The following is a 12,793-nucleotide window of genomic DNA, read 5'->3' on the forward strand; positions in this document are numbered from 1 at the left end:
GGTGCCTGTTTTGCGTGGAATGCTTTCTTGGGGGGAGGGCCATGGGGGGCCCCCCTGTCATGCGGACAGTGGAAGGGAACGCCATGAACGACCAGCTCGGACATGCGGTACGCGGCGCGGTTTCCCTGGTGCGGTCTTCCCTGGTGGAAGAGGGACCCTGGGCGGGTCTGCGGGACGTGCTTTACGGTGCCTGGAACATGCCTCACGGCCACTGCTATCTGTGGAAGCAGGAGCTGGTGGTGATGCATGTCTTGTCGGACGCGCTCATCGGCGCCGCCTACTTCTTCATCTCCCTGTCGCTGTACGCGATGGTGCGACGCAGCCGGCTGCCTTTTGGCGGGATGATTCTGTCATTTGGCGTCTTCATTGGCGCGTGTGGGCTGACGCACCTGATGGAGGTGTGGAACGTCTGGTATTCGGCCTACTACCTGGCGGGTGGCATCAAGGTGGTGACGGCGGTGGCGTCGGTGGCCACGGGCATGTACCTGGTGCCGCTGCGCGGGCGGGTGGTGGAGTTCACGGAGGCGGCGCGGCTGTCCGAGGAGCGCCGGGTGCGTCTGGAGAAGAGCTCCGTGGAGCTGGAGGAGCTGTACGCGAGGCTGAAGGCATCCGAGGCGCAGCGCACCGGCTTTTTCGCCAATGTCAGCCATGAGCTGCGCACGCCGCTGACGCTCATCCTGGGGCCGGTGGAGCGGCTGCTGAACCAGGGGGAGCTGTCCGAGTCCGCCCACAAGGACTTGGAGGTGGTGCGCCGCAACGCGCGGGTGCTGCTGCGGCATGTGAACGCGCTCCTGGACGTGGCCAAGCTGGACGCGGGGAAGATGCGCCTCCAGTACGAGGAGGTGGACCTGGCGAGGCTGGTGCGGCTGGGCGCGGAGAACTTCGAGGGGCTGGCGGCGGAGCGGCGGCTGGACTTCGCGCTGGAGCTGCCGGCGATGCTGCCGGCGCAGGTGGACTCGGAGAAGGTGGACCGGGTGGTGCTCAACCTCTTGTCCAACGCCGCCAAGTTCACGCCCCCGGGAGGCAGCATCCGCGTCGCGTTGAGCGCGGAGGCGGGGCGAGGCCGGCTGGTGGTGGAGGACACCGGGCCGGGCGTGCGGCTGGAGCTGCGTGAGGCCATCTTCGAGCGCTTCCGCCAGGGGGACGAGGCCACCGTGCGGGACCTGGGGGGCACGGGGCTGGGCCTGGCCATTGCCCGGGACTTCGTGGTGCTGCACGAGGGGCGCGTCTGGGTGGAGGACCGGCCGGGGGGCGGCGCCCGCTTCGTGGTGGAGCTGCCGCTGATGGCGCCCTCGGGCGCGAAGCTGTCGGCGCGTCCGGAGGTGGAGGCGCGGGTGGAGCATCACGCGGCGGCGCGCGCGGAGCTGGACCTGCTGCGACCGGAGGCGCGGGAGGTGGTGGCGTCGACGCGCGCGGAGGACTCGAGCCGCCCGCGCGTGCTGGTGGTGGAGGACACGCGGGAGATGCGCCGCTTCGTGGTGGAGACCCTGTCGAAGGACTTCCAGGTGGCCACCGCGGTGGACGGCGTGGACGGGCTGGTCCAGGCGGAGCGGATGCAACCGGACGTCATCGTCAGTGACTTGATGATGCCTCGCATGGGGGGAGACCAGTTGGTGCGCGCGGTGCGCTCGCGTCCCGGAATCGAGTCCACGCCCATCCTCCTGCTGACCGCGCGCGCGGATGATGCGCTGCGGGTGGACCTGCTGCGCTCGGGGGCGCAGGACTACGTGGTGAAGCCCTTCGTCTCCGAGGAGCTGGTGGCGCGGGTGACGAACCTGGCGGTGGTGAAGCGCACGCGCGAGGTGCTGCAGGGCCTGTTGGCCGCGCGCTCGGTGGACCTGGAGGCGATGGCGCGCGAGCTGGGCATGCGCAAGCGGCAGTTGGAGGTGGCGCTGGAGACCACCGAGCGCGCCAGCACGTCGCGCAGCACGCTGCTCCAACTGGTGTCGCACGAGCTGCGCACGCCGCTGTCGGTGCTCCAGCTCACCCAGCATGCGCTCCAGCGGGAGCTGGGAGGGATGCCGCCCCGCGCGCTGGACATGTTCGACCGGATGCACCGCTCCACCGTGCGCCTGCGGGACATGGTGGAGATGGTGCTTCAGTACAACCAACTGGAAGAGGGCCGGCTGGTGGTGCGGCGTCAGGCGGTGGACCTTGGCGAGGTGGTGGAGGAGGTGGTGGAGGAGGCGCGCGCGGAGGCCCGCCGCAAGGGCCTGGCGCTGGAGCTGGAGCGGCCGCCCGGCAAGGCGGTGGCGCGCACGGACCCGCGCATCGTCCAGATGGTGCTGCTCAACCTGGTGACGAACGCGGTGAAGTACACCGAGCAGGGCGGCGTGTCGGTGGCGGTGGAGGAGCGCCCCCAGGGCTGGCGCCTGCGGGTGCGAGACACCGGCCCGGGCATCCCCCGCGCCGCGCAGTCGCGCGTGTTCGAGCCCTTCGAGCACCTGGAGCCCCTGGAGAACAAGTCCAAGCCGGGGGTGGGCCTGGGGCTGACGCTGGTGCGGGAGATGGTGTCGGTGCTGGGCGGCGTCGTCTCGGTGGCCTCCGAGCCCGGCGTCGGCAGCGAGTTCACCGTCGAGCTGCCGTCCTGAGCGCCTCCATCAGCGCGTCCAGGTCCGCGTCGGTGGTGAGGGGGTTGATGAGGGTGACGCGCAGGTACACGCCCGTGGGCAGCTTCGTCTGCACCAGGTAGAAGTCCCCGCGTGTCACCAGTCGCTCGCGCAGCCGGGCCTGGAGGGCGTCCCACTCCTCGGGCGGGACGTGCGCGGGCGTGTGGCGGAAGCAGACGATGTTGCAGTCGGGGGACACCGGCACATCGAAGTCGGGGGCGGCGGAAAGGCGCTCGGCGAAGCGACGGGCCAGGGTGTACGACTCCGTCACCGCGTCCGCGAAGAGGCGCGTGCCCAGCACGCGGAGGCAGGTGTAGAGCTTGAGCGCCATCATCTCCTTGGTGCACTCCATCGTCCGCAGGCCCACGTCGCTCCAGGGCCGCTCGGTGTTGCCGAAGAGGTAGCTGGCCTCCTGGGCGAAGGACTCGAAGGAGCGCGCGCCGTCGCGGAAGAGGACGGCCGTCACCAGCGCGGGCATCAACAGGCCCTTGTGCGCGTCCCAGACGACGGAGTCCGCGCGGTCGATGCCGCGCGTCTGGTGGCGGTACTCGGAGCTGAGCACGGCGGCGGCACCATGCGCGGCGTCCACGTGGAACCACAGGCCGTGGCGCTCGCAGAAGTCGGCCACGGGTTCCAGCGGGTCGAACGCGCCGGTGGCGGTGGAGCCGGCGCTGGCGACGACGGCGATGACCTTGCGCCCCGCGCGAGTGGCCGACTCCAGCGCGGGCCCCAGGGATTCCGGGCGCAGGCGGAAGCGGCTGTCGACGGGGACGGGCACCACGCCGCCCGAGCCCCAGCCCATGACCCGCGTGGCGCGCGACACGCAGTAGTGCGCGGTCGTCGGCACCAGCACGGCGAGCGGAGGCCCCGCGTGCGCGCCGTCGTTCCAGGCGTCGTAGCCGGCCCGGGCCTGCCGCGCGGCGAGCAGCGCGGTGAGGTTGCCGAGCGAGCCGCCCGAGGTCAGCACGCCGTCCGTGGACTCCGGCATCCCCAGGCGCGCCGCCATCCACCGCAGCACGTTGCGCTCCATGGCGGTGGAGACCGGACCCATCTCGTACACGGCCATGCCGTTGTTGAGCAGGGAGGAGACGGCGTCGCACAGCGCGGCCAGCGGCACGGGGGCTGTCACCTGATGGCCCACGTAGCGCGGGTGGTGCAGGTGGTTGGAACCGGAGAGCACGCTCGCCATCAGCTCCGCGAAGTCTCCCGTGGGCTCCTCCGGGAAGGAGGCGGCGAAGCGGTCCACGTTCACCGCCGGAGCCGCCCAGGGCAACACGGGCAGGCCCTCGCCGCGCTCGGCCTGTCGCAGATAGTCCGCCAGCGTGTCCACCAACTGGCGACCCTCGCGACGGAAGGCCTCGGTGTCATAGGCGGCGGCGATGCGCTCACGAAAGTCGGTCATGGCGGACCGGGAACCTAACCTCGATGGATGGCGACGTCCTCGGGTACGAGCGCGGAGCCCCAAGTCCCGCTCACCGATGAACGACCCGAGAGGCCGGGATGAGGGCAGGCTCCTCCGGGCCGCGCGCACGTCTTGCGCGGACAGGAGGCGCGGGCCGGCGAGACGACGGCTCCCCGAGCTCGCGCCCGTCCCCGGTCGGGGCAGGCAGGCGGGAGGGCGCCTCGGAGGCTCGCGCAGGTCTCGAGCGGACGGGTGTCGCGAGCAGGTGGGACGAAGGGCCCCCGGGCCTCGCGCGTCCCCGGTCGAGGCAGGCAAGCAGGCTGGCTCGCGCGCTTGAAACGCATTATCTCCAGGACGTGCGCACGAGTCGATGCGCCCACGCGAGGAGACGCACCATGGCGGACGCGAAGTCGGTCTCGATTACCTACTGTAATTCCTGAGGCTACAAGCCTCGGGCCGCCCGTGCGGCGGCCGTGCTGAAGGACGAACTGGATGTGGAGACGGAGCTGAAGCCAGGCCCGTCGGGCAGCTACGAGGTCAGGGTGGGTGACAAGGTCGTCATCCGAAAGGACTCGCTGGCCTTCCCCACGGACCAGGAGGTGGTCGACGCGGTGGCGCGCGCCCTGGACGGATGACCCTCGCGCGCGAGGCGACCCGGAGGAGCACTCCAGGTCGCCTTCGTCGACTCAGCGCTTGATGAACTTCATCGCTGGCCTGTCGTTCTTGCCCTTGCCCGCGGCCTTCAGCGCCACGGGGTCCAGGCCGGACAGGTGCAACGCCGTCGCGTACAGGTGGCCCGCGTCGGAGATGAAGCTGTTGGCGCTCTTGGTCCGCCCCGTCATCAGCAGGCCCGTGTCCGGGTTGAAGGCCGGGTCCAAGGTGCCATCCGGCATCATGGGAATGCCGTCCAGTGAGACGCTGCCCACGCGGCCGTACTGCGTGTTGCCGCGCACGGTGCCGCCGAGGAAGGCCGCGCTGTTCACCCGCCAGTGCTGGCAGCAGTCCTGGAGCATGATCTCCTCGTACTTCTGCGCATCCGTCACGTCCGCCTTGGTGAGGATGCCCTCCACGTCGCCCTGAATCGTGCGGCCCATCTCCGAGGCGAGGACGATGGTGGTGAAGTCGTAGTAGCTCTTGCCCGTCGTCCCGTACTGCGTCGACTTGAGCTTGGCCACCAGCGTCTTGAGCGGGTTCCAGAGGTGCTTGCGCATGGTGTCGCGCTGCTCCGTCTGGCCCTTGTTGTTCATGATGGAGCGCCGGTCCCGGTGCGTGTCGAACTGGCGCAGGCCCCGGTTCTCGATGAAGAAGCCGATGGACAGCCCCTTCGTCATCAGCTCGTACGTCATCAACGCCTGCACGTTGGTGTTGGGCGTCTCCTTGGTGCGAGCGGGGTTGCCGTTGATGGACGAGGAGTCGGTGGCCTCGTCCGCGGCGGTGATGCCGAACTCGGCGCGCAGCGTGGTGTCGGTGAACAGCGTGCGCGGGTCCAGGTTGATGCTGCCGCCCGCCGTCAGCGCGCGGTGAATCTGGAGCGCGGAGGAGAAGGCGCGCACCGACTCGCTGTTCTTCTCCGCCAGGAAGCTGGCCTGCAGGTTGTCGGTGAACTGGCGGATGCGCGCGTCGCGCTGGCCCTGCGCCACGTTGCCCAGCGAGGACAGCCTGTCTCGCATCGCGCCCGGCGTCTTGCCGTAGAGCGTGTGGGCATGCACCGGGCCCAGCTTCTCGTAGTAGCCGGTGCCCTCCGGGTAGGACGGAATGGACAGCTCACCGTCCGACAGCCAGCGGTGCCAGGAGACGTGGGGCAACAGGTAGCCGGTGCCGTAGGCCTCGCAGAACGCCTGCATCACGGTGCGTTCGTCCGCGTTGCGCTTGCCGGACAGCGAGGCGCTGTACTTGCCGTAGTGGTACTCCCACCGGCCGCCGGAGTGGAAGGTGTTGCCGTTGTGGCTGGACACCACCGCCAGGTCCGGGAACAGGTCCAGGCCGTCCTGCGCCAGGTAGCCGTACTGGATGTTGCCCTGCATCCTGGGCGGGTCCGACGGCGTGGTGCCGTAGTTCTTCGGGCGGTAGCGGTGCTGCGTCCAGGAGGGCGTGGGGCGCAGCTCTCCGGCCGGGACGACGCGGATGGCGTCATTGGGCGTGTGGACGGGGTTGAACATCGAGTACCCGTCCCAGCCTCCCTCCTGGAACCAGTAGATGAGGAAGTGCGGGTCGTCGGCCTCGGCGGCGGCGGCCTCGGCGAAGCCCAGCTCCTTCTTCGTCCCCGGCACTCCGAAGGAGCGGAAGAAGCGGAGCCAGTCCAGGGTGCTGATGGCGGCGCCCGCTGCGGCGCCCGCGAGGAATCGGCGGCGGTTCATGGCGGCGGTCCTTTGGGCGCGGTTACTGGCGCAGGTATTCGGGCGAGGTGGCGATGGTCTTCAGCACGGCCTTCAAGTTGCCGTGCTGCGCCTGGCTGACGTCCCACAGGCGCTTGTAGATGACGCGCTCGTCCTCCTGGTGCCGCATCTCCCGGCCGAAGAAGAGCGCGTACTGGGCGTTGAGCGTGCGGCGCACGAAGGCTTCCTTCTTCACCGCCTGGGTGGCGAAGGCCTCCATGCCCGGGCCCTTGAAGGCGTAGGTGGCCGCCAGGTTCCGGTCCGTGTCGTCCAGCGTGACGCCCTGCTCGTCCGCCGTGCGGTAGTTGCCCTCGTCGTCCCACTTCAGGCGCTGGTGCGCCAGCGGGGTGAGCGTCTGGTGGCACGAGAAGCAGATGCTGCTGGGGTCCACCGTGGAGGAGGCCGTGGCCGCGCCGCGCATGTCGAAGACCTCGGCGGGCACCTCGTACAGCGTGCCCATGAAGTCCGTCATCACCCGCGCCGCGTAGTTGTAGTGCGGCAGGCCCGGCTTGTTCTTGATGAAGCCCTTCATCGTGAGCACGCCCGTCTTGCCGTGCTGCGTGGGCCGCGTCACCTGCTGGAAGGCCGCGTCCACCGAGTAGTCACCGACGAGCAGCTCTTGCAGTGGCCGCTCCTGCTCGACGAGGAAGGTCCACAGCCGCGCGGGCTCGTCCGTGTCGGGGGTGCCCTCGCTCTCCGTGCGCACGCGCATGCGGCGGAAGTAGTTGGAGCGGAAGTCCGCCGAGGCCAGGTAGCCGTCCACCATGGCCTCCCACGTCTTCGTGCCGCTCTCCAGCGCGGTGAAGTCCGCGGCGGAAGGCGGGCGGCCCAGCAGGTCCTGCGCCAGCTTCACCAACAGCAGCTTGTCGCGCTCCTTGCCGGAGGCCGCTTCGTAGGAAGGCGGCAGGGTGAAGAGGAAGTCGGGGGCACGCATCAGGCCCTCGCACAGGCCGCTCCAGGCCTTGGTGACGTTCGCCTCGATGTCCAGGAGGCCCGTCACCAGCGCATAACCGTTGGTGCGCTCCTGCGGCGTCGCGGCGCGGTACAGCATCCGCCGGTAGACGGTGTCCACCTTGGCCTTCGCCGCGTCCGCGCGCTGCGTGCCGGTGGCCGCCTCCGTGGGGCCGTACACCACGAGCGCGTCCACGTGCAGGTTGCGGTCGCAGACGCCCGTCTCGCCATAGTCGTTGGTGAAGGCCACCGTGAGGATGTGGTCCCCGCTGGTGACGGCCTGCGTGTGCACGAAGTCCGCGTAGGCCGTGTTGTTCGCGACGGCCCACTCCTTCACCAGCACGCCGTCCACCTTGAGCTGCAGGTTCGGCAGGTCCGGGCCGCACAGGTCACCCTTCGCCTTCACCGTGAAGCGGTAGGTGGCGGAGGCGGGGAAGGCGTACGGCTGGAGCGTGGTGAGGGTGCCGGTGGTGTAGAGGTTCCACCCGGTGCTGCCGGACTTGCCGCCGGTGCTCGCCAGAATCTGCGTGCCGGCGGGGATGGTGGTGCCATCTTTCGCGGCGGCCTCCATCTCGTACGTCTTCGTGGAGGGCGCGGGGATGTCCGTCAGCGGCAGGGCCAGGTCCAGGCCGGAGAAGGGCCCCGTCTTCGCGGTGGCGGCCGTGAGGCACACGTCGCGCGACAAATCATCCAGGCCCAGGAAGAAGTCGGCCGAGGCCACGCGCGCCTCGACGAAGTGGTCCTTGTAGTCCACGCCGCCGAACACGCCCACGTTCTGCGCGAAGCGGTCCTGGCCGCCGCGCACCCAGTCGTCGTTGAAGACGGCCTTCACCTTGCCCTTGAGCTGCTCGTAGCTCAGGAAGGGATTGTCATACGTGGCGACGGACGGGCCGCTGTAGGCCTCCAGCAGCGCGGGAGGGAACTCCTCGTCCGGCGGCGACGACGGCTGGCGCGTCTCCACCGCCGCCAACTGGCAGGTGAGGCTGGCCACGGCGGCGATCTCCTGCGCGCTCCAGGCCGGCTGGGCCCTGGGCATGCGCGCGCTCTCATCCGTGGTGACCAGGCGCGACAACATGGAGCCCGACGACGGGGTGAGATAGCCCGCCGCGCGGATGGCGTAGAAGTTCTCCACGCCGTTGAGGCCCACCCGGAAGAGCCGTCCGCTGGTGGGCGCGTGGCAGGAGATACAGCCCGACACCTCCCGCACCAGTGCGGGCTGCACCACCCGCTCGAAGTCGCTGGCGATGCCCGCGAGCGTCACCCCGGCGGGGACGCTCTCCAAATCACACGGCAGCGAGCCGTCCTGCTGGACCGGGGGAGGCGGTGGGTTCGGATTGTCGTAATCCGGCACACCTTGCATGTCGAGCGACGCCTCGCCGAGGCAACCAGCGGCGAACGACGCGAGCACTGCCACTGCGAGGCTCCACGGGCGCGGGGGGGTAGCGCTCATGTTGCCCTCCAGGGGTGAGGGGTGACCCCATGCTGGCACGACCGTGGTGCGATTGACCAGTCGTCAACATGGTGAATTCAGAGAAAACAGGAAGTTATCGACTTCGTTGGGGAAGCAGTTGCCTGCGCTGGCAAGGAAACAGGCGAGTGCGGAGTGCTCCCGGGTAGGCGGAGGAAGGTGCAGGTTGGTGGAAGGAGGTGGACGGATGGCCTGGCCCGACATGGCGTCGCCCTACGAGCGGCGCTCCATCATCCGAGGCATGCGCGTGCGCGACGAGGAGGGGACGTTCCTGGGGTACGTGGCCCTGCTGAGCGGCGTGCACATCTACGTGAGGCCCTGGCCGTTCAGCCGGCGGTGGGGGCAGCTGCCGATGTCCCGGGTTCGGCATGTGACGCCGGGCACGGTGGTGCTGGAGGGGCGGGGGCCCGCGGACGCGGTGACTCCGGAGCTGTACGAGGAGATCACCACGCAGACGCTGCCCCTGGTGGAGCCCGGCGCGGCGCGGACCTGAGCCTCGCGCGGGGCCTGCGGTTGGGTGCGGCGCGGCGCTCCAAATTGTGATTCAAGGAGGCGCCATGCCGCCCATCGACGAGCTTGCCCAGAAGGTCTCCGCCGCGTTCGCGGACCGGACGAAATTGAAGGACCCGGACGTCGTGTCCGCCGTGCGCGAGACGGTGGCGCGGCTGGACGCAGGCGAGCTGCGCGTGGCGGAGAAGGGGGCGGAGGGCTGGAAGGTCCACGCCTGGGTGAAGGAGGCCATCCTCCTGTTCTTCGCGGTGTCGGAGATGAAGGTGATGGAGGTGGGGCCCTTCGAGTTCCACGACAAGGTCCCTCTGAAGAAGGGGTTGGACAAGGCGGGGGTGCGCGTGGTGCCTCCGGGCACGGTGCGCTACGGCGCCTTCGTGGAGCGGGGCGCGGTGGTGATGCCCGGCTACGTCAACATCGGCGCGCGCGTGGGCGCGGGCACCATGGTGGACACCTGGGCCACGGTGGGCAGCTGCGCGCAGGTGGGCAGCGACGTGCACCTGTCCGGTGGCGTGGGCCTGGGGGGCGTATTGGAGCCGCCCACCGCGTCGCCCGTCATCATCGAGGACCGGGCCTTCCTGGGCAGCCGCTGCATCGTCGTGGAGGGCGTGGTGGTGGAGGAGGAGGCGGTGCTGGGCGCCAATGTCGTGCTCACCGCGTCCACGCAAATCATCGACGTCACTGGACCCGAGGAGCGCGTCTACAAGGGCCGCGTCCCCGCGCGCAGCGTGGTGATTCCGGGGATGCGAGAGAAGCAGTTCCCCGCCGGAAAATTCATGGTTCCCTGTGCGCTCATCATCGGCCAGCGGACACAGTCGACGGACAAGAAGACGAGCCTCAACTCGGCCCTGCGCGACTTCGCCGTGCCGGTCTGACCCCAGAAATCCAGAGCGGTTGATACTTCCGTAGAGGGAGTGTGACGGGACGGAATGTGACGATGGAGCACCTCGACGACATCCTGGCTGAGTGGGCCCTCGGCACCCTGGACTCCCCCGCCTGGGAGGCCGCGGAGCGGCACCTGTCGACGTGTTCTCGTTGCCGGGTCGAGGCCGACCGCCTGTCCATGGCTCGCCAGGGACTGTCGATGGCGGTGCCTCCCGTCGAGCCGCCCGCCGCCGTGCTCCAGGCCCTGATGGAGCGCATGGAGGGGCCGCGCCGCTTCGAGCGCTTCGCGGACCGGGTGGCCGCGTTCTTCGACCTGTCGAGGGAGCGGGCGCTGGAGCTGCTGGAGTCCCTGGCGGACCCGTCGCGGTGGATGCCGGGGCCGGTGGAGGGCTCGGAGCTGATGCCGGTGGAGGCGGGGCCCGCGCGCGAGGGGATGATGGGCGCGATGCTGCGGCTGAACCCGGGGATTCACTACCCGCTGCACACCCACCACGGCCGCGAGCTGAACCTGGTGCTCGAGGGCGGGCTGCGCGAGGACGGCGGGCACGAGGTGTGGCCGGGCGAGGAGCAGGAGAAGACGGACGGCAGCGCCCACGGCTTCAGCGCGCTGCGGGGGCCCGCGTGTCTGTGCGCGACGCTGCTGGAGGGTGAGATCAGCTTCGAGGAAGAACTCGCCACGCCGGGCTGAGTTGTCATAGCCTTCAAGACATCTGGCGCCCCTACTTCGTCCATGAGCTCCTGATGGCTTGCCATCAGGGGCGGGGCGCCGACTTTTCTTCTCAGGTCGGGAGGGGACATGCCTCGGGTGCTGCGTGAGGTGGTGGGAGCGCTGACGCACGAGGGTGCCGCGGCCTTCGACCTGTCCCAGACGGACCCGCTGACGCACCTGACCTTCACGAAGGGCTCGGCGCTGCTCGAGGAGACCTTCTACCGGACCCAGGTGGAGGAGATTCGGAGCTACGCGGCGGCGCTGCTCGCGGCGGAGCGTCACGAGCGGGGCTTCGGCTGGAAGTTCGCCGCGTACATGCGCGACCCGGTGAAGGGGAAGGGCAATCGCATCCAGGGGAGTGTCGCGCCGGCCATCCTCGCGGCGGCGGACCCTGAGGGCCCTTTCACGGAGGAGTACACGTTCCGTTGTCTGCGACACCGCGCGGACGACGTGGCGTTGTTCCTCACGCACTTCGACCACCTGGGGCTTGGCGAAGTGCCCGAGGCGGCGCGCAAGGGCATGGCTCGGGCGCTCGCGGGCATGGACCTGTATCAATTGCTCAAGTACGCGGGGCGGCGGTTCCCGCTCTCGCGGCGCCGGAAGAACGGTCAGCGCGCGAGCCTGCGGCTGGTGGATGCGATGGGCGTGGCGAAGGCGCACCTGGATGAGCGCACGCTGAAGCTCTACCAATATCTGCACGCGCCCACGCGCGAGCGCACGGCCCTGGCGCAGGGGCTGGAGCTGCTGGAGGCGCGCCGCGCGTTCTTCGGCGGCGAGGCGAGCCTGGAGAACTTCGTGAAGGGGCGGCTCTCCACGGAGCAGGCGCTGTCGTTCATGGGGTCGACGCAGGAGACGTGGCGCCGCGTGCTGGACGTGCCTGGGCTGCTGCCGGACATGGCCTTCAAGGGCTACATCCGCGCGATGTATCAAGCGGGCATCCCGCTGGCCGTGCTGCTGGCGGAGGCGCGCAAGCGTCGCTTCGCGGGGATGTGGCCGCATCAGGTGTACATGGGGTGGTGGGCGGCGATGTGGGGCAAGTCGCGGCAGGACTCCCAGGGGGAGGACTGCTTCCACGCGGACCCGGAGCCGGCCATCGCGCCTGTCTTCGAGGTCATCCTGGAGAAGGTGTGCGAGGGCTTGTTGCCGAAGGGCAAGAGCCTGGGCCTCGCGGATATCTCCGGCTCCATGTTCGCCACGAAGCTGGGCGGGGCGAAGAGCTCCGCGCACGTGGGGGACGTGGCGGTGGTGCTGGCCGCGGTGATGGCGCGCGAGCTGGGGTACGCGGCGACGTTCTCCGACGACATCTTCGTGGAGGACCTCGCACCACGGCAGGGTGTGCTCGAGCTGTCCAGCAGACTGCGCGGCGGGCAGGGGTGGGGCAGCACGCAGGTGGTGAACTCGGTGATGAACCTCATCGCCCTCCTGTTGAAGAATCCCTCGCGGCCGAGGCCCCGCACGCTCTACTTCTTCTCCGACATGCAGTTCCATCCGCCGGAGGTCCAGACAGTGGAGCCAAGTCTGGTGGAGTCGCTGCGAAAGAGGGGCATCGAGTTCGACGCGAGCGTGCCGCCGCTCCAGGCCGTGCTCCAGGCGTGGCACCACGTGCTGGGTCCGGTGGACGTGGTGATGTGGAACCTGGGGGCCTACGAGAACGCGCCGCTGCCCTCGCGGGTGCCCAACGTGTTGATGCTCGCGGGCTTCGACGCCAACTCGTTCCGCCACGTGTCCGCCTGGCAGGCGTCAGGCAGCCCGGCGCTTCCGGCGAAGGCCCAGGCGGTGACTCCCGCCGACGCGGGGGGCGCGAAGAACCCCGGCGTGGAGCTCGACTTCATCCGGACGTTCTGACCCAGGAGTGCCCTGGAGCCGCGGCGGACGCGGGAGGAAAGC

General features: G+C 69.7%; 9 protein-coding genes. 6 read left to right on the forward strand and 3 right to left on the reverse strand.

Annotated elements, in window-relative coordinates; all coding sequences use genetic code 11:
- Window positions 1–83: 83 nt before the first annotated feature.
- Window positions 84–2,591: an ATP-binding protein gene (locus tag HUA74_RS08085; protein ID WP_174454051.1), complete on the forward strand. Its 2,508-nt coding sequence runs from the start codon at window positions 84–86 to the stop codon at window positions 2,589–2,591.
- Here HUA74_RS08085 and HUA74_RS08090 read toward each other — a convergent pair.
- Complete coding sequence (locus tag HUA74_RS08090) at window positions 2,569–4,011, reverse strand: pyridoxal-dependent decarboxylase (RefSeq protein WP_174454052.1); 1,443 nt, start codon at window positions 4,009–4,011, stop codon at window positions 2,569–2,571. The genes HUA74_RS08085 and HUA74_RS08090 overlap by 23 nt on opposite strands.
- A 395-nt stretch (window positions 4,012–4,406) precedes the next feature.
- Here HUA74_RS08090 and HUA74_RS08095 point away from each other — a divergent pair, with 395 nt between their 5' ends.
- Window positions 4,407–4,646, forward strand: coding sequence for a SelT/SelW/SelH family protein (locus HUA74_RS08095; RefSeq protein WP_254624968.1), 240 nt, complete (start codon window positions 4,407–4,409; stop codon window positions 4,644–4,646).
- Window positions 4,647–4,697: 51 nt separating this feature from the next.
- Here the strand turns inward: HUA74_RS08095 and HUA74_RS08100 are convergent, their stop codons facing one another.
- Together HUA74_RS08100 and HUA74_RS08105 are read right to left on the reverse strand one after the other, a co-directional pair.
- Window positions 4,698–6,368, reverse strand: coding sequence for a DUF1501 domain-containing protein (locus HUA74_RS08100; RefSeq protein ID WP_174454053.1), 1,671 nt, complete (start codon window positions 6,366–6,368; stop codon window positions 4,698–4,700).
- A 22-nt stretch (window positions 6,369–6,390) separates the two neighbouring features.
- Window positions 6,391–8,787 (reverse strand): carbohydrate-binding domain-containing protein, encoded by a 2,397-nt coding sequence (locus HUA74_RS08105; RefSeq protein WP_174454054.1) that lies wholly within the window; start codon window positions 8,785–8,787, stop codon window positions 6,391–6,393.
- A 205-nt stretch (window positions 8,788–8,992) separates the two neighbouring features.
- On the opposite strand from HUA74_RS08105, the gene HUA74_RS08110 reads away from it, so the two are divergent.
- From HUA74_RS08110 to HUA74_RS08125, 4 genes are all read left to right on the forward strand, one after another.
- On the forward strand, window positions 8,993–9,298 hold the full coding sequence (locus HUA74_RS08110) for a hypothetical protein (protein WP_174454055.1): 306 nt from the start codon (window positions 8,993–8,995) through the stop codon (window positions 9,296–9,298).
- Window positions 9,299–9,362: 64 nt separating this feature from the next.
- Window positions 9,363–10,187 carry a 2,3,4,5-tetrahydropyridine-2,6-dicarboxylate N-succinyltransferase gene (locus HUA74_RS08115; protein WP_174454056.1) on the forward strand — a complete coding sequence of 275 codons (825 nt, stop codon included), beginning with the start codon at window positions 9,363–9,365 and terminating at the stop codon, window positions 10,185–10,187.
- Window positions 10,188–10,249: 62 nt separating this feature from the next.
- Window positions 10,250–10,885, forward strand: a complete 636-nt coding sequence (locus HUA74_RS08120; RefSeq protein WP_174454366.1) for a cupin domain-containing protein — start codon at window positions 10,250–10,252, stop codon at window positions 10,883–10,885.
- Between the two features lie 108 nt (window positions 10,886–10,993).
- Window positions 10,994–12,751, forward strand: coding sequence for a hypothetical protein (locus HUA74_RS08125; protein WP_174454057.1), 1,758 nt, complete (start codon window positions 10,994–10,996; stop codon window positions 12,749–12,751).
- Window positions 12,752–12,793: the final 42 nt, after the last annotated feature.

This window comes from Myxococcus sp. CA051A (assembly GCF_013336705.1).
Classification (GTDB): domain Bacteria; phylum Myxococcota; class Myxococcia; order Myxococcales; family Myxococcaceae; genus Myxococcus; species Myxococcus llanfairpwllgwyngyllgogerychwyrndrobwllllantysiliogogogochensis.